The following is a 16,899-nucleotide window of genomic DNA, read 5'->3' as shown; positions in this document are numbered from 1 at the left end:
TGGAAAAAGTGTCTAAAGAAAAGCTCCAAAAATCTCTGGAAAAGTTTGATAAAACGCTGCCATACCGAGATTTTCCAGATCTTATTGCGGAGTGGCGCAAGACTTCTCTCTGTGCACCTTGCCAAAGAAGTCTACAGCGAGAACTAAGAGCGCTGCCACTAGAGCCGCAACAATTGCGCCCCCCAAATGAGCACTGTCGCCGGTTTGCTCGACATAAGTTAGCGGAGAAGTGTTGGATAGCAAAGGGGCCAATTTGCTTGATGCTTCAATTTCCCCGGACATTGGCAGTTTCCAGGGCCAAATAATCTTCAAACTACCCAACAAAACCCCGGCAAGAAATGCCAATGTCCTGGCTACATATTTGTGCATCAGCCAAGACAACAAGCGGCTGAAGAGCATCAGCCCTATTGCCGCCCCTGCCGCAAAGCACAATAGGTTTAAAATTTGGAGTTCATGAACTGCAGCTAAAACCTTGGGGTATATCCCAATTAATAACAGCAGGAAAGCGCCGGAAATTCCCGGCAGTGCCATCGCACATATCGCCAAAGCACCTGATAAAAACAGTGTAAGTGGAGTTGCCGGTATCTCCGAAGGCCGCATCTCGCTCACTGTTACTGCAAGCGCAATACCCAGTGCGAGAAAAACCAAAACAGATGGCGACCACCGGGGGATATTTCTCACGATGGGAACAATTGAGGCGAGAACCAAACCGAAAAAGAAAGACCACACAACAATTGGATAATTTTGCAGTAAGCCACTAATCAGGTGGGCCAAGCTAAAAACGCTCAACAATACCCCAAGGAAAAGAGAGAGAAGAAAGCTCCCATTAATATAGCGCCAAGTGGATAGAAACCCCTCCTTCCGCCACACTGTAATACAATGCGGGCCTATTCGACTGAGGGAGTCCAAAAGCTCCTGGTAGATGCCGGTAATAAAGGCAATAGTTCCCCCGGAAACACCGGGCACCACATCGGCAGCCCCCATTGCCATTCCCCGCAGAAGTACTCCGGGGTAGCGACTTTTTAGAACCTCAGTAAATCTCATCGAACCACGCCACCGAGTAAAGGCACGAAACGTACCGCTTCCAACTTTTCCACATCAAACTTATTACTATCCTCACGACGAGTCACCATCGTCAGGTATTGCTGCTCAGCCCCCACCGGAATTACCAAAACTCCATTGGGAGCCAGCTGTTCTCGCAGCTCATCAGGAATCATTGCAGGTGCTGCTGCAGCCAGGATAGCATCGTAAGGACCCTCTTCTTTCCAACCAAAGCCCCCACTGCTGAGCTTATACTCTACATTGCTATAACCCAGCTCCCCCAACCGATGGCGAGCGGTTTCCAATAGAGGTTCGACACGCTCGACGGAATAAAGTTGTTCGACCAAACGAGCAAGAATGGCCGTTTGGTAGCCAGAGCCCGTACCCACTTCCAGAACCCGGTGTAGAGACTTGGCTCTACTCAGTAAGAGTTCAGTCATACGGGCGACAATGTATGGCTGGGAAATAGTTTGGCCATACCCTATGGGCAAAGCAGTATCTTCATAAGCCCGAATAGCCAGGGCCTCATCCAAAAAGAGGTGTCGAGGTGTAGATGCCATTACATCCAGTACCTCCTCGTTGGATATCCCCTCTTCCCGTAATCGCTGGATCAAGCGATTACGGGTTCGCTGGGAAGTCATCCCCAGACCTTCTTGTCTCAAGCGATCCATATTCTTTTCTTGTCCATGATTTGTGCAACAGTGCCAGTCACCTAAATACAAATTTTATGTGCACTGTTTAACATTGACCAGCTGAGCTATCTCCCGTAGCAAAGCCGTAGCAAAAGTACCCGGTGGCAAGGCAAATTCGACGATTAAATGATCACCTTCCCACTCATAGCGAAATGCCTCCGGGGATAAAATCATGGCCCGGCGCTCCTGGCTAAGACCGCAGTGCTCCAGCCAGTTGCACCAAGGCTGCCACGGAGACAACACTTGCTCTTCCAACTGCCCCAGGGCATCCGTTGACAGGTTTCTGCCACGCCCCCAAAGAGGCCCGGTTGGGTAATCTTCAGGCTCTCCAACGAGGGGGCTCTGCCAGGTTCCGGTGTTGACTCGCTCAGCCAAAACCTGGTTGAACAGCCAGCTACGGGCAGCAGACATGGCGAAGGCCTTTTCGCTTTTGCGGCAGCGACCGTCTTCTTCAGCTAAGTTTTTTGCCAAGCTAAGGTTATTGCCATCAATCCCAAAGCGCTGTTCACCGAAGTAATTGGGCACCCCTTTGGGAATCAGCTGAAGTACTTCTTCTGCTTTGTCCCGATCACCTTCTACATTGCGCAGCCGAATCTTGAAGCGATTCCCCATATGTTCGCCGCGACGCAACTTGCGTGGTCCCCGGAAGGCCTGGAGCAATGAAATCTCATCGCTGTTTATTTGCGACCAGTCTGCTTCTGGCTTTTGTCCGAGCCATACACTGAACCATTGAGTGGTAACAGCATGTCGGTCTTTCAAGCCATAAAAGCTGACATCTCTGCTTTGCACCCCGGCTAACTTCGCCAACTCTTTGGCAACCCAGGCAGTATTTGCCCCGCGCTTTTTAACCTGTAAGTAAACATGCTCACCATCTTTATCAGCCGGCGGCATAGCCAATTCATCGACAATAAAATCTTCTGGTTCTGTGCGAAAATCACCAGAAATTACCGCACCCCCAAGCGCTCGGGGCCAATCCAGGTTCCAAACTTCAGACATCTTTGCGCTCTAATAAAACAGTAGCTTGCGCGGCGATACCCTCACCGCGACCAGTAAATCCAAGCTTTTCTGTAGTGGTTGCTTTGACACTGATCGCATCGCAATCAACACCACAGTCAGCGGCAATATTGACTCGCATTCCATCGATATGCGGAGCCATTTTGGGGGCCTGGGCAATCAACGTCATATCCGCATTAACCAGGCGATACCCTTTATCATCGATTAACCCAACAACATGTCGAAGCAGGTTTCTGCTATCCGCTCCGGCAAATTGTTCATCGTTATCGGGAAAGTGTTTACCAATATCTCCCAGGGCCAGAGCACCCAGTAAGGCATCCGAGAGGGCGTGCAGTAAAACATCCCCGTCAGAATGAGCTACCAAACCATACCCATAGGGGATTTGTACTCCTCCGAGCACTACATGATCACCGGGGCCAAATGCGTGCACATCAAAGCCCTGGCCTATTCGAAAACTCACTATCGCTTATCCTCAGTCGGGGAGTAGCGCAGACGTAAAATAGTTTCTGCAATTATGATATCGGCGGGGTGCGTCACTTTAATATTGTCACTATCACCCGCAACCAATTGCGGTGAATGGCCAAAAAACTCCAGTGCACTGGCTTCATCGGTTACAGCAACCCCCTGTTCCAGGGCTTTACCAAGGCATGAGTGCAGAGTACTGAGAGGGGCCCGTTGCGGGGTTTGCGCCAACCAAATACTTTCGCGGTCAACCGTTTCTTCCACACAGGCTACACCGCCAGTCACATGACTGCGCTTTAATGTGTCGCTTGCGGGGCGCGCCAAAAGTGCCATCGGTGAGACTTCGTCACTGAGTAAAGCGCAGATATCGCGCTCAGACACACAGGGTCGTGCAGCATCGTGGACTAAAACCGGAGTATCGCCGCTTTCTCGCTCCGCCAGGAAATCCAGAGCGGACTGAACAGAGTCTGCTCTCTCAGCTCCACCAATGACGGTGTGTACCAAGGGGTGGTTTGCTTCTTTCAGGTGAGGGAAGTAGGTATCCTGCTCCGATAGTGATACTACAACGCCGGCCAAGCCTGGCCACCCAAGAATATTTTTTAAAGTCAGGGATAGCAGTGGTCGCCCGAGCAATGGCAGGTACTGTTTCGGGCGATCAGCCCCCATACGTTTGCCAACGCCGGCAGCGGGTACAATGACCCAATAATCCTTAATCAATTTTCAGCCTCTTCCTTATCCAGGAAGATAAACAGTGTTTCCCCTTCCTTGATCAGTCCCAGGTCATAACGGGCTTTCGCTTCCACACCATCAGTTCCAACTTTCAAACTGCGGACTTCCCTGAACAGTTGACGGTTTTCCCGCACCAGCGCGATATTTTTTTCTTGCTGTTGGGCTAATTGACGCTTGAGACGGGTAACTTCGGCGAGACTACCTTCACCAACCCAAAGTCGGTACTGGGTGGCGAGGAGCATAATGGTGAGTATTGCCAGCAGCCATTTCATACGAGATTACGATATTTCGCTTGTTCGTATTTATAGTACTACAAAGAGGGGCTGGCCCTTCTTTGTAGTACTTGCACGCTAATTCAAATAATGGATTACTTGAATTCAGCGCGGCCGCGATAAGGAGCGGAGCCATTCAGCTCAGCTTCGATGCGCAGCAGACGGTTGTACTTGGCTACGCGGTCTGAACGGCAAAGGGAACCGGTCTTGATTTGGCCAGCAGCAGTCGCAACCGCCAGATCTGCAATAGTAGTATCTTCGGTCTCACCGGAGCGGTGAGAGATCACAGCGGTGTAGCCCGCATCTTTAGCCATTTTGATCGCATCCAGAGTCTCGGACAGGGAACCGATCTGGTTGAACTTGATCAAGATAGAGTTACCGACACCTTTCTCGATACCTTCCTTCAGGATCTTGGTGTTGGTTACGAACAGGTCGTCACCTACCAGCTGTACTTTTTCACCAATTTTGTCGGTGAGTACTTTCCAACCGTCCCAATCACTCTCATCCATACCGTCTTCGATAGACAGGATCGGATAGTTGGCGGACAGATCGGCCAGGTAGCTGGCAAAACCTTCGCTGTCGAACTGCTTGCCTTCGCCAGCCAGATCGTACTTGCCATCTTTGTAGAACTCGGAAGAAGCGCAGTCCAGAGCCAGGGTAATGTCATCGCCCAGGGTGTAACCGGCCTTCTCTACCGCTTCAGCAATCACTTTCAGCGCTGCTTCGTTGGAAGGCAGGTTCGGAGCAAAGCCACCTTCATCGCCAACCGCAGTGTTCAGGCTGTTGCTGGACAGTACTTTTTTCAGGGAGTGGAAGATCTCAGCACCTTGGCGCAGAGCTTCAGCAAAAGATTCAGCCTTAACCGGCTGAACCATAAATTCCTGAATATCCACATTGTTGTCAGCGTGTTCGCCGCCATTGAGGATATTCATCATCGGTACCGGCATGGAGTACTCGCCCGGAGTGCCGTTTACCTCAGCAATATGCTGGTACAAGGGGATTTTTTTGGAAGCAGCAGCTGCTTTAGCGGCAGCCAGGGAAACCGCCAAAATAGCGTTAGCGCCGAAGTTCGCCTTATTTTCAGTGCCGTCGGCATCAATCATCGCCTTGTCCAAGGCGCGCTGATCGGAAGCATCCATACCCTTGAGCAGGTCGGCGATAGTAGTGTTGATATTTTCAACCGCTTTCAGGACACCCTTGCCCAAGTAACGGCTTTTATCGCCATCGCGAAGTTCCAGCGCTTCACGGGAGCCAGTGGAGGCACCGGAGGGGGCGCAGGCGGAGCCAATAGAACCATCCTCCAGGATTACATCGGCTTCAACGGTAGGGTTACCGCGAGAATCCATTACTTCAAAGGCTTTAACAGCGACAATCTTGCTCATTTACAATGGGCTCCGTATTGGTACTTACTGAAAATAGGTTTTCGTAAATCAGACTTTACGCACTTTTTGCTACAGCGCTCAGGCCAAATAGCAGAGGGGAAAGTGCCGCGCGCCCAATCAGGGCGCGCAAAAGTATCTCTTTTTTATTTCGTATCCAGCGGCTCAAAACCTTTGATCAGGTCATCTACCGCTTTCATCTGCGCCAGGAATGGCTCCAGCTTTTCCAGTGGCAATGCACTGGGGCCATCACACAATGCTTTGTCTGGATTCGGGTGTGCTTCCAGGAACAGGCCGGCAATCCCGATAGCCAAACCTGCGCGGCCCAGCTCAGTGACCTGTGCACGGCGACCACCAGAAGCTGCACCGGAAGGATCGCGCATTTGCAGTGAGTGGGTGACGTCAAAAATCAGCGGCGCACCGCCGGAGGCATTGATCATGGTGCTAAAGCCCAGCATATCGACAACCAGGTTGTCGTAGCCAAAGCAGGCACCGCGCTCACACAAAAGAATATTTTCGTTGCCACACTCAGCAAATTTCTCCACCACATTTTTAACTTGTGGCGGGCTCATAAACTGGGGCTTTTTGACGTTGATCACTGCACCAGTCGCTGCCATAGCCGCGACCAGGTCAGTTTGGCGGGCCAGGAAGGCCGGCAGCTGGATAATATCCACGACTTCGGCAACCGGAGCAGCCTGGTGTACTTCGTGGACATCGGTAATCAAGGGAACCTTAAAGGTATCTTTGATTTCCTGAAAAATCTTCAGGCCTTCTTCCATTCCCGGTCCGCGATAGGAATTGATGGAAGAGCGATTGGCCTTGTCAAAAGACGCTTTAAAAACATAGGGAATACCCAGTTTTTCAGTGACTTTTACATAGTGCTCAGCCACCTGCATCGCCAGGTCGCGGGATTCCAGTACATTCATACCGCCAAACAGCGCGAAGGGCTTGTCGTTGGCGACCTGAATATTTCCGACTTCAATTGTTTTCACTGTCAGCTCCCTGTCATCTCACCCCCAGTCACAGAGACCGGGGGCGGATTACTGATTAACCCTGGTTTTCACGCTGCTTCATTGCGGCGGCAACAAAGCTTTCGAACAGCGGATGGCCGTCGCGCGGGGTTGAAGTAAATTCCGGGTGGAACTGGCAAGCAACGAACCAGGGATGGTTCGGCAATTCAACCATTTCTACCAGGGTATCGTCTGCAGACCAGCCGCCAATTTTCAAACCAGCTTGCTGCAGGCGATCAACGTAGTTGTTGTTCACTTCGTAGCGGTGGCGGTGGCGCTCTACAATGACGTCGGCGCCGTAGATATCGCGAGCCTTGGTGTCTTTAGCCAAGCGACACTCCTGGCCACCCAAGCGCATGGTGCCACCCAGGTCGGACTGCTCGTCGCGCTTCTCGATATTGCCTTCGCTATCGATCCACTCTGTGATCAGGCCAATAACCGGGTGCGGGGTTTTAGTATTGAATTCAGTACTGTTGGCACCCTCGAGGCCGAGCACATTGCGCGCGAACTCGATAACCACAGACTGCAAACCGAGGCAGATGCCCAGGTAAGGAATATTGTTTTCACGAGCGTAGCGAACAGATTCAAGCTTGCCCTCTAAACCGCGCTCACCAAATCCACCGGGAACCAGGATTGCATCGGCATCCTTGATCAGGTCAATGCCGTTCTCACCCTCAACGTCTTCAGCGTTGATAAAGTCGATATCCACTTTGCAGCGATGCTTGATACCCGCATGGGTCAGGGACTCGATCAGGGACTTATAGGCATCCAGCAACTCCATGTATTTGCCAACCATGGCAATTTTTACTTCGTGCTGCGGGTTCAGCTTGCCATCGACCACTTCATCCCACTCGGAAAGGTCTGGTGCCTGGCATTCCAGCTGCAGTTTTTCCACAACGATATCGTCGAGGCCGTAACTGTGCAGAAGACGCGGTACGCCGTAGATGGTCTTGGCATCGGGCAGCGGTACAACAGCGCGCTCTTCCACATTGGTGAACAGTGCGATCTTGCGGCGGGAGTCCTCATCGATCTCGCGCTCGGAACGGCACAGCAGAATATCCGGCTGCAAGCCGATAGAACGCAACTCTTTAACAGAGTGCTGAGTCGGCTTGGTCTTGGTTTCACCAGCAGTTGCAAGGAAAGGCACATAGCTCAGGTGGATCAACAGGGCGCGATTGGTGCCCATTTCCACACGCAGCTGACGCACAGATTCCAGGAACGGTTGGGATTCGATATCACCTACGGTGCCACCGATTTCAACAATAGCAACATCGACATCGCGGCCACCTTCTACAACGCGGCGCTTGATCTCGTCGGTAATATGGGGGATCACCTGTACGGTGCCACCCAAGTAGTCACCACGGCGCTCTTTGCGCAGTACGGTTTCGTACACGCGGCCGGTGGTGAAGTTGTTACGCTTGGACATCCGGGTACGGATAAAGCGTTCGTAGTGACCCAGGTCCAGGTCAGTCTCGGCACCATCCTCGGTGACATACACCTCGCCGTGCTGGAAGGGACTCATGGTACCCGGGTCTACGTTGATGTAGGGGTCCAGTTTGAGGATGGTAACCTTGAGGCCGCGGGCCTCGAGAATGGCGGCCAAAGAGGCGGAGGCGATACCTTTCCCCAACGAGGAAACCACGCCACCAGTTACAAAAATATAGCGCGTCATGCAAAACCTTGGTCAGTTGAGCGCTCGATGAATGTCGAGCTTACAGGGCTGGCCCGGGCGGATAATCCAGCTTCTCCCGGTGCCTTTTAGACGGGGCGCCAGGGTAGCAGAAACCCCCTTAACACTCAATCGAAAAACCGCCAGCCGGGTGGTTCATCCGGGATGGCGCAGCCTGCTTTACATGAAAAGAGCCCCGCGACAGCCACCAGATCATCCCCCAAAAATACCAATGGGACACGATCCCTGAGCCAGGGCTCAAGGGCCCACTCCTGCAAGAGCTTCTTAAGCGTTTGTGACCTGGAGCGATTTACCGGGTGCGCACGCTCCCCTCCTCTCCGATAACACACTCTATAATCGTCCACTGGCCAATCCGACGAGGGCCGAAGAATGCCACCCGCTGGCAGAGCCAGATTAGAGCGGCCATCCCAGTGCCAACTTTTATCGGAGTTATTGGCAATTGGCGCCAGCTCAGGGGTCAGGTAAAGGCGATTCCGAAAACGCCGTACCACACAACCGCCCAAATTAACTTCAGGCTGTGCATCCTCTGCCGCATGAGTCACCTGGAAAAGCGCCTGATTTAATAGGGCCGACTCTGGCGGCTGCCCCCCTTGGCGCAATACCCAATGCCGCATAATGTTTTTACGGCGCCCCTCGCTAAAGCTGAAGAAGCGAGGCAGGGCCAGACTTTCGCCAAATCGCTCCACCTTTAAATCAGCCTCCTCCAGGTCAGCAAGTGCCAACTCAGACAGCAAGTCTGCAGACTCCCTCAGGTTCTCCGCTGCCCGAGCGATCTGGCGACTCACTCCCCAACGCTGGTTGAGCAGTGGCACAACTCGATGCCGCAAAAAATTACGCTCCAGGGCCTCATCCGCATTGCTGTCATCTTCAATCCAGCTCAATCCGTGAGCCTCAGCCCACTGTTCTAGCTCTTTTCGCCCCGCTCCGAGCAGAGGGCGCAGTAAGTACTTACCATCTCCGATAGTTCGACTCTCGGACATACTGGCCAATCCCAACACGCCCGCGCCCCGCATTAAGCGCAGCAGGAAAGTCTCAGCTTGGTCGTCCGCGTGGTGACCGAGCAGAATTTGATCACCTTCGGACATCACCTGATTGAAGGCCGCATATCTCGCCCGGCGAGCCCCCTGCTCCAATCCGCCATCTTTGTAATCAACAGTAACCTGGATGGCTGTAAAGGGTACCGCCAGATTTTCAGCAAACTCTTTACAGTGAGCCAGCCAAATGTCCGCATTTGCATTCAGGCCATGGTGAATATGAAGCGCACGCACGGGAACCTGGCAAGTTACCAGAAGGTGCAGGAGAACAGTGGAGTCCAGACCACCAGAAAACCCCACCCACAGCTGGCCGCTGGCAGGGTGGGACTTTAGCAACCCCTTTATCAGAGTTGGGAGTTTTTCAGGGCGGTCTACGGGTTTCACAAGGGGTCGAGCCAGAATCAAATTTTCAAAAGTATACTGCCAAACCCAGCAAAGGCGGCTAGAGCCCTTTAGTTGGGCTCTATAGCACCCTTCTCACTGCCAGCCCTGGCTTCGCAATTAAGCCGGCGGTACTCGGTCGGCGTCATACCCACCATTTTCTTAAAAAAGGAGTTAAATGTAGCCTTGGTATTAAAGCCCGAGGACAACATTACCTCCATCACGGTGAGCCCCGCATTTTGCGGCTCCCGCAACATCCGTTTTGCCTCATCTATACGGTAACGGTTTACAAATTCGAAGAAGTTGCACTGAAAATGACGATTAATCGTCTGTGAAAGCAACCTGCGTGATACCTGTAACTGCCCTGACAACTGCTCTAGGGTAAGGGCTGGAACCAAGTAAGGCTTTTCTTCCCGCATATAATTTTCAATTTGGGCTGCCAACTCCAGATCAATCTCAGGCTCCCCATTAGCATCCTGTTCCTGGTCAGAACTTACATCTTCCCCGGACTTCTCCACTTTATGCCCATCGCCCTCAAACATTGAGGAGTAACTGAGACTAAAGAAGATCATGGCACTAACCAAAACAAATACGGCGTAGTTACTAAACAGCCCCATCGCTCCAATATCCAACTGGAGCTGCCACTCCTGCGCCAACCCTACCGCCAGGTTAATCATCAGAGCCCAAATACGAACCAGCAAGAAGCCCCAGATCAACACCAACAGCCAAGTCAGGTCAATTTTCTCAATACTGGAATGATTATCTCGAATCTGCCTGCGGCATCGACGCACCTCAAAAAGACACAAAACACCGAAAAGTACCCGAAGCGATTCACGAGCCAATCCCAACAAGTGATCGAACATTGAGCCAGTAGTTAAATTCTCCCCACGCAGCATGGCTGTCTTGGTTTCGCTATCAAATTGCCAGTAGGAGAAATATTCAAACACGACTGCCAGTAAAAAAGGCAGCAGGTACCAAAGGTCTCGCCTGGAAATCCTAAACCCCTCGCGAGTTAAGGAGCGGGTATACCAAAGTAACAGGGGACCTTCTAACCAGTAGGCTGCGCCAAATACAAAGAACAAGTTCGGGGAAGTCTCAATGGACCAACTGCGGAAACCTTCACCAAAATTAATCAGGATATCCAGGGGAATAGCGGCTTGTGAGAACAGAAATAGCGCCAACAAGGTGTTGCTGAAACGCCGCTCGCGACGAATCACTAACAACAACAGTGCAAAAAGAGCGCACTGATAACTGGTCATTATCAGAACAATATCGTGGAAATTGAATAGTAAAGCGTCCATTGATACTCAAATAGCCCTTCTACCTTCTTGAAAGGTCTAGACATTCCTGCGAAGCCGCGCCTTGATTGTGAACCGCTCTGCATGCCAGAAGTATCACGGAGTTATTCAGAGGCTCCCTAGAAAGATATTACCACTAAACCACCATCAGCCCGCCCAAATAAGGGGTAAAGCTTTAGGTAATACCTGAATTTGTACGTCCAGATGTGGGTATCACCACAAATCAAGACGACGAGCTGAGGCCCCCAAGACAAAATCTCCCTACCAGTATCAATTCACTAGAAAAGAACTAACTCTTCAAGCAACAAGAGGAGACCGGGATGATAAACCGTCGGAAATTTATTCAAGGACTGGCCACTGTGGGCGGGACCTCTCTGGCCCTAACCTGCACAGAGCAGCAAGCTCTTGCGGCAGCAGATAATTTTTTCAAATCGCGAAGAACTGACGCCTACCGGGCACGGCTTTTCTCTATTGAACAACTCACCACCCTGCACAAAATCTGCTCCTACCTGATACCCGCAACGGATACTCCCGGCGCAGCTGAAACAGAGTGCCATTTATTTGTCGATCACTATTTAACTGACAGCATAGAAGAGCAGACCCAGCTAAAAACCAAAAAGCTCTTACATGAGTTGGATGAGCGTGCCACCACCCGGTATGGACACCCCTTTATTCATCTTGCCCCAGAACAATCGGTTGCTCTACTCGAATCACTCGACACCGGAATAGCCCCCTTTAACCCAGACTTACAGCAAGATTTCAGGAATCTTAAATTTCTGGTGTGCCTTGGCTACTACACCAGCTTTACCGGAGCCACTCGTGAGCTTGCTTACCAAGCAATTCCCGGTGGATTCAAAGGTTCAGTTCCATTGGATCAAACCGGGAAGGCCTGGGGTTCACTGCCACGTATTTAAAGGAAAGCACTATGCAAAATGATGAATTATTGATCCAAAAAGAAAGCCAGATATTTGACGCAATCGTTATAGGGTCAGGTATTAGCGGCGGCTGGGCAGCAAAAGAACTAACCGAACGGGGATTAAATACCCTGATGATAGATCGGGGCCGGATGGTAAAACACGGTCAGGACTACCCCACAGAAAACAAGGGACCTTGGGAATTCCCACTCCGTACTAAAATGAACCTGAAAGAGAAAAAAGAAACCTATCCGATACAAAGTCGTAGTATTTTTCTCAATGAAAGCACCAAGCATTTTTTCTGTAATGACAACGAACAACCCTACTCCACAGAGCCCGGCTCAGACTTTACCTGGATTCGCGGCAATCAAGTAGGGGGCAAAAGCCTTCTCTGGTTCCGGCAGTCATATCGATTTAGTAACCACGACTTTCTCGCAAACAAACGTGATGGCGTAGGAGTTAATTGGCCCATTCGCTACAAGGATATTGCACCCTGGTACAGCAAAGTCGAACGCTTTGCCGGAATCAGTGGCAATACGGACAATATTGAGCAGCTGCCAGACTCCGAATACCAACCACCATTTGAGATGTACCAGTGTGAACAAGACATCAAGTCCAAGTTTGAAAAGCAGTACAGTGATAAACATTTCATTATTGGAAGAGCTGCTCACCTGACCAAGCCAAACCGGGAACAGGTAGCCCTAGGCCGATACAACTGCCAGGCTCGTAACCAGTGCCAACGAGGCTGCTCATTCGGCGGCTACTTTTCGACACAAAGCGCCACCATGCCAGCCGCAATGAGAACCGGCAAACTACAAATTGCCAGTAATAGCGTGGTACACAGCCTTATTTACAACTCGCAAAAGAACCGAGTAGCTGGCGTAAGGGTAATCGACAGCGAAACCCTGCAACAACGAGAGTATTTTGGCCGAATCGTTTTCCTCTGCGCATCCACATTGGGCTCAACCCAAATACTCCTCAACTCAGCCAACAAGCATTTCCCCAAGGGGCTCGCCAACAGCTCTGGTGTACTGGGCCACTACCTTATGGATCACAATTACAATGCCTCAGCCCACGGCTTTATTGATGGTTATGAAGATGAGTACTTCTCCGGGTGGAGACCAACCGGCATCCTGATTCCCAATTTCCAATATCGCCCCGAACTTTACCGAAAACACTACAAGCGCGGCTACCAGATTTCAGGAAGCGCCTATCGGCAGGACTGGCGGACAATGGCTGCTTCCGAGGGGATTGGAAAATCTTTCAAAGAAAAACTGCAACAACCTGGGCGCTGGGGATTTTGGATTGGTGCACAGGGAGAGATGTTACCGAGGCACGAAAACCAGGTCAGCCTCCACTCCACCCAAAAAGATAAGTGGGGAATCCCGCAACTACATATCAATTGCCAATGGTCTGAAAATGAGCGCCTAATGATGGAGGATGCCTGTGAGACCATGCAAGCTATGCTTAAGAATTTGGGGCTAAATGAAGTCAGTGGACAAGTCACTAGTGATAAATATCCCCCTGGAAGTGCCATCCATGAGGTAGGCACAGCACGAATGGGTAGTGATAAAACCAACTCAGTTTTAAATGGGCACAACCAATCGCACGATATACCCAACCTTTTTGTAACCGATGGCTCCTGCTTCGCCTCTTCAGCAGTTCAAAACCCCTCTCTAACTTTTATGGCATTAACTGCTCGAGCCGCAAACTATGCAGCCAGCGAACTTTCTGCGGGGAGATTATAAAAGTGATAAGCCTACGAAGTTTATATCGCAATCTGTTTACAGCTCTTCTCTTGACAACTTTACCCACCTTAAAATCAGTCGCAATTGAAGTGAATATGGCTACTGAGAAAATTGAACCCCAACTCGGGGTTCAACTATGGTCTGTTCGCCATGAGTTAAACCGGGACTTTTCAGGCACCCTAAAAAGACTAAAAGCAGCAGGTTTTAATGCGATAGAACTGGCTACGGAACTAGGTCCGTACAAAGAAAAGCCAAAGGAACTCCGCTCTCTACTGGAGCAATTAAAGCTAAAAGTGAGCGGTGCACACGTTTCTATTACCCAGCTGCTCCCGGAATCAATTGATGCAACGGCCACTTATTACCAGACCCTGGGTGCCGAATACCTAATTGTTGGCTGGGACCCGAGAAGCTGGGACCCTAACGGGGTAGACAAGTTAATATCGCAGCTTCGCAGTGCGCAATCCGTTCTTTCCAAGTACGGTTTGAAAATTGGATTTCATAATCACGATAAAGAATTTTCCACTTACCAAAACACAACTTTCTGGGACTATATATCCCAGTCTACTGATGACAATTTCATTTTGCAGTTAGACATCGGCTGGATTTCTGCGGCAGGCAAAGATCCTATCAACTATCTAAAACGATATCCGGGGCGAACCTATACCACTCACTTTAAATCCTGGGTTCCTGATGAGAATATTAACAATAAAGCTAGGGAGCCTCTGAATAACTCCGTGATACCTCTGGCTTGCAAAGCGGTTCACAATCAAGGCGCGGCTTCGCAGGAATGTCTAGACCTTTCAAGAAGTTGCAACGCGGAGTGTGAATCGCTCTGCAAGCCCCGAAGGGCGGGCCTTGAAGGCTACAGCTGCTGCGTTGCAGCTCTTGCAAAGGGCTACGGCCATTCGCGGCGAGCTGCGCCTAACATCTGCAGCCTTCAAGGCCCGCAGAGGCATTACGGAGTTATTCAGAGGCTCCCTATAATCGGCATGGATCTAATAGATTGGCCTTCAATTATTGAGGCCAGTATCGAAGTCGGCGGCAGCCAGTGGATTATTCTTGAGCAGGAGACTGCGCCAAAGGGTATGGAAACAATAGAGGCGCTTATAAAATCAAAAGCAAATCTTCAGCAATACCTTTCATCGTATATGTCCACTAGAAAGGATATAAAATCATGAAATACCTATTCCCCGCCCTATTGACTTTGATACTTCAAGCCAGCAATTGCATAGCAATGACAGCCGCCCCAGAAACTTACGACTATTTAAGAATTCCTTATCCGCTGGAAAAACAGCACACCATTCAAGAACCAAGTATCGCACCTTCAAAAATCACCATCACCGCCACAAAAGGCAGCGATTTATTCACCAATGCCGACAACTCTTATCAAATAGACAATGCCCCAAGGTTACTTTTCGCACCGAAAACTGACTTTATTTTTTCCGCAAAAGTCTCTGTAGACCTTGAGAAAAACTTTGATGGAGCCGCTTTAATTGTTTATGCAGACGAGGGAAACTGGGCAAAACTTCTACTTGAGAGGTTTAATTCTGGCAAAAATGGCATAGCGTCTACCGTCGTTTATAAAGGTGGTGACGATGCCTACCATGTAGAAACCCAGAGGGAATACAGCCATCTAAAAATTGCAAGGAAAGGAACTACATACTTCTTTTATCACTCAGAGGATAGCAGACACTGGTCATACCTTCGATCATTTTCCCTGCAGACCTCCAAGCCCACCAGGATTGGTTTTCTCGCCCAATCACCTACAGGCCCCAAAGTACAAGCTTTGTTTTCTGATATTAACTTTGAGGAAAAAACAATTACAGACTATATGCAGGGAACCTAACGACCCGAATATCTTCTCGAAGAAAAAACTTCGAGAGAACATTAATAACAGCCTTCGAGATACATAGCTATGACAAGCGCAACTTCTGTCATAGCTATGTATCTCGAGCCACCCGGGAAATGCTTGTCATCAAGCAGTCCGCGCCAAGGGCCTGTTTATACCAAGAAGATACCCAGAGAGAAGCTGATAAAATTCTTCAGGCTTTTCCAGCATAGGACTGTGCCCGCAATCATACACTTCACAATAATCCAAATTATCATTCTGGGAAGCCAGCAACCGCCAGGATTCAGCCGGTGTTATTTGATCGAAGTCTCCCCATATTAACTTGATCGGGCATCTCACTTTCTTCAGACTGCTATGAACATCATACTTCCTACTTATATTCAGCCATTTAACTACCGACTTAAACGTTTCGTTGGTGGAGAAAATAGTATTGATATCGGCGACGCCCTTTTCGTAGTCCGGTTTCGGCAGGCGGTTAATATCTCGGAAGACCCGCTCACAAAGTATATTTGCTGCTCCAGGTACCGCCCCGCGTAAATCAGAAAGGGAAACTCCTGCCTCCAATTCCTCAAGCCCCGGAGCTCCACTAATAACCACCCCAGCCACCAGTTCAGGATATTTTGCGGCAAAATCTAACGTAATAAGCCCACTCATCGAATTGCCGACGAGAATATTATTCTCCATATCTCCATTTAACTGGAGACACTCTCTAATCATTTCGTGCGCCGAATCCAACTTACCCATAAAAACCTCGGGGATAGATGGCTCGATAACAGTTATTTTATGTCCCTGCTGCCGGCAAGCATCTGCAACCTGATTCCAAATCCACCCACGCGCGAAAAGTCCAGGTAAAAAAACGATATGACAAGGTGCCATTAGTTCCTCCAACTCCATTTCAAGTTAATTTATCCGCACCACCCCCGGCACTACCATGACCGAGGACCTCAAAATGCACAAAAATCAAATAGGGAACCAACCCACCATAACCGCCATAATTCAATGGAAGGCCAGGTCTGAAAAGTAAACACTCGAAAAATAACCAGCAATAAGAATGCCAACTATCCAAGAGCCCTAATTTTGAGAGCGAAGCCATACTAACCAGTGAGGAATGGCAGCTTCATTTCAAATTAATTACCTTTCTGTTCCCGAGAAAATGGAATCTGCGCAAAGCCTACCCCACTCCAAAATTTAAATAAGATTAGAAAATAAAATTTATTGAATTATTTATTCGTTTGCACGTTTGCAGTGCCTGACAACTCAATACAGCACCAATAGCGGCAATAATTTTGTGACAAGTAATACTATGAAGGCGTGAAATAACAAAAATCAGGAGAGGTAGATTTATCGTGGGATAACGCTACCCAATATACTAAAAATGGAGAAGGA

General features: G+C 49.9%; 16 protein-coding genes. 4 read left to right on the top strand and 12 right to left on the bottom strand.

Translation table 11 applies throughout. From position 1 onward, the window contains the following. Positions 1 to 81 precede the first annotated feature (81 nt). The 11 genes from P0078_RS20845 to P0078_RS20795 all read right to left on the bottom strand — a co-directional run bounded on the left by P0078_RS20845 (position 82) and on the right by P0078_RS20795 (position 11,005). Positions 82 to 1,044, bottom strand: coding sequence for a DUF368 domain-containing protein (locus P0078_RS20845; protein ID WP_282931811.1), 963 nt, complete (start codon positions 1,042 to 1,044; stop codon positions 82 to 84). Next, positions 1,041 to 1,712 carry a protein-L-isoaspartate(D-aspartate) O-methyltransferase gene (locus P0078_RS20840; RefSeq protein WP_282931810.1) on the bottom strand — a complete coding sequence of 224 codons (672 nt, stop codon included), beginning with the start codon at positions 1,710 to 1,712 and terminating at the stop codon, positions 1,041 to 1,043. The genes P0078_RS20845 and P0078_RS20840 overlap by 4 nt, the downstream gene beginning before the upstream one ends. Before the next feature lie 54 nt (positions 1,713 to 1,766). Continuing rightward, on the bottom strand, positions 1,767 to 2,729 hold the full coding sequence (gene truD, locus P0078_RS20835) for a tRNA pseudouridine(13) synthase TruD (protein ID WP_282931809.1): 963 nt from the start codon (positions 2,727 to 2,729) through the stop codon (positions 1,767 to 1,769). Next, positions 2,722 to 3,207, bottom strand: coding sequence for a 2-C-methyl-D-erythritol 2,4-cyclodiphosphate synthase (gene ispF, locus P0078_RS20830; protein ID WP_282931808.1), 486 nt, complete (start codon positions 3,205 to 3,207; stop codon positions 2,722 to 2,724). Before ispF ends, truD begins: the two co-directional genes overlap by 8 nt. Continuing rightward, the gene (gene ispD, locus P0078_RS20825) at positions 3,207 to 3,926 is read right to left on the bottom strand and encodes a 2-C-methyl-D-erythritol 4-phosphate cytidylyltransferase (protein ID WP_282931807.1); all 720 of its coding nucleotides are present in this window, start codon (positions 3,924 to 3,926) and stop codon (positions 3,207 to 3,209) included. The genes ispF and ispD overlap by 1 nt, the downstream gene beginning before the upstream one ends. After that, positions 3,923 to 4,210 (bottom strand): septum formation initiator family protein, encoded by a 288-nt coding sequence (locus P0078_RS20820; RefSeq protein ID WP_282931806.1) that lies wholly within the window; start codon positions 4,208 to 4,210, stop codon positions 3,923 to 3,925. Before P0078_RS20820 ends, ispD begins: the two co-directional genes overlap by 4 nt. 95 nt (positions 4,211 to 4,305) lie before the next feature. Beyond that, the gene (gene eno, locus P0078_RS20815) at positions 4,306 to 5,592 is read right to left on the bottom strand and encodes a phosphopyruvate hydratase (protein ID WP_282931805.1); all 1,287 of its coding nucleotides are present in this window, start codon (positions 5,590 to 5,592) and stop codon (positions 4,306 to 4,308) included. A 143-nt stretch (positions 5,593 to 5,735) separates the two neighbouring features. Then, complete coding sequence (kdsA, locus tag P0078_RS20810) at positions 5,736 to 6,581, bottom strand: 3-deoxy-8-phosphooctulonate synthase (RefSeq protein ID WP_413664888.1); 846 nt, start codon at positions 6,579 to 6,581, stop codon at positions 5,736 to 5,738. Between the two features lie 55 nt (positions 6,582 to 6,636). Beyond that, positions 6,637 to 8,271, bottom strand: coding sequence for a CTP synthase (gene pyrG, locus P0078_RS20805; RefSeq protein ID WP_252085084.1), 1,635 nt, complete (start codon positions 8,269 to 8,271; stop codon positions 6,637 to 6,639). Positions 8,272 to 8,396: 125 nt separating this feature from the next. Beyond that, positions 8,397 to 9,707: a tRNA lysidine(34) synthetase TilS gene (gene tilS / locus P0078_RS20800; RefSeq protein ID WP_282931804.1), complete on the bottom strand. Its 1,311-nt coding sequence runs from the start codon at positions 9,705 to 9,707 to the stop codon at positions 8,397 to 8,399. 68 nt (positions 9,708 to 9,775) lie between these two features. After that, positions 9,776 to 11,005 carry an AraC family transcriptional regulator gene (locus P0078_RS20795; protein ID WP_282931803.1) on the bottom strand — a complete coding sequence of 410 codons (1,230 nt, stop codon included), beginning with the start codon at positions 11,003 to 11,005 and terminating at the stop codon, positions 9,776 to 9,778. A gap of 317 nt (positions 11,006 to 11,322) precedes the next feature. Here P0078_RS20795 and P0078_RS20790 point away from each other — a divergent pair, with 317 nt between their 5' ends. The 4 genes from P0078_RS20790 (at position 11,323) to P0078_RS20775 (ending at position 15,510) form a co-directional block, all read left to right on the top strand. Continuing rightward, a complete protein-coding gene (locus P0078_RS20790; RefSeq protein ID WP_282931802.1) occupies positions 11,323 to 11,916 on the top strand; it encodes a gluconate 2-dehydrogenase subunit 3 family protein in 594 nt (197 codons plus the stop codon). Positions 11,917 to 11,927: 11 nt separating this feature from the next. Continuing rightward, positions 11,928 to 13,664: a GMC oxidoreductase gene (locus tag P0078_RS20785; protein ID WP_282931801.1), complete on the top strand. Its 1,737-nt coding sequence runs from the start codon at positions 11,928 to 11,930 to the stop codon at positions 13,662 to 13,664. A 95-nt stretch (positions 13,665 to 13,759) separates the two neighbouring features. After that, the gene (locus P0078_RS20780) at positions 13,760 to 14,842 is read left to right on the top strand and encodes a sugar phosphate isomerase/epimerase family protein (protein ID WP_282931800.1); all 1,083 of its coding nucleotides are present in this window, start codon (positions 13,760 to 13,762) and stop codon (positions 14,840 to 14,842) included. Further along, positions 14,839 to 15,510: a DUF1349 domain-containing protein gene (locus P0078_RS20775; protein WP_282931799.1), complete on the top strand. Its 672-nt coding sequence runs from the start codon at positions 14,839 to 14,841 to the stop codon at positions 15,508 to 15,510. The genes P0078_RS20780 and P0078_RS20775 overlap by 4 nt, the downstream gene beginning before the upstream one ends. Positions 15,511 to 15,639: 129 nt before the next feature. On the opposite strand, the gene P0078_RS20770 is transcribed toward P0078_RS20775, so the two are convergent. Then, positions 15,640 to 16,389 carry an alpha/beta fold hydrolase gene (locus tag P0078_RS20770; protein ID WP_282931798.1) on the bottom strand — a complete coding sequence of 250 codons (750 nt, stop codon included), beginning with the start codon at positions 16,387 to 16,389 and terminating at the stop codon, positions 15,640 to 15,642. Positions 16,390 to 16,899: the final 510 nt, after the last annotated feature.

This window comes from Microbulbifer sp. VAAF005, from assembly GCF_030012985.1.
GTDB lineage: Bacteria > Pseudomonadota > Gammaproteobacteria > Pseudomonadales > Cellvibrionaceae > Microbulbifer.
This window is presented reverse-complemented; position numbering and strand designations above follow the sequence as displayed.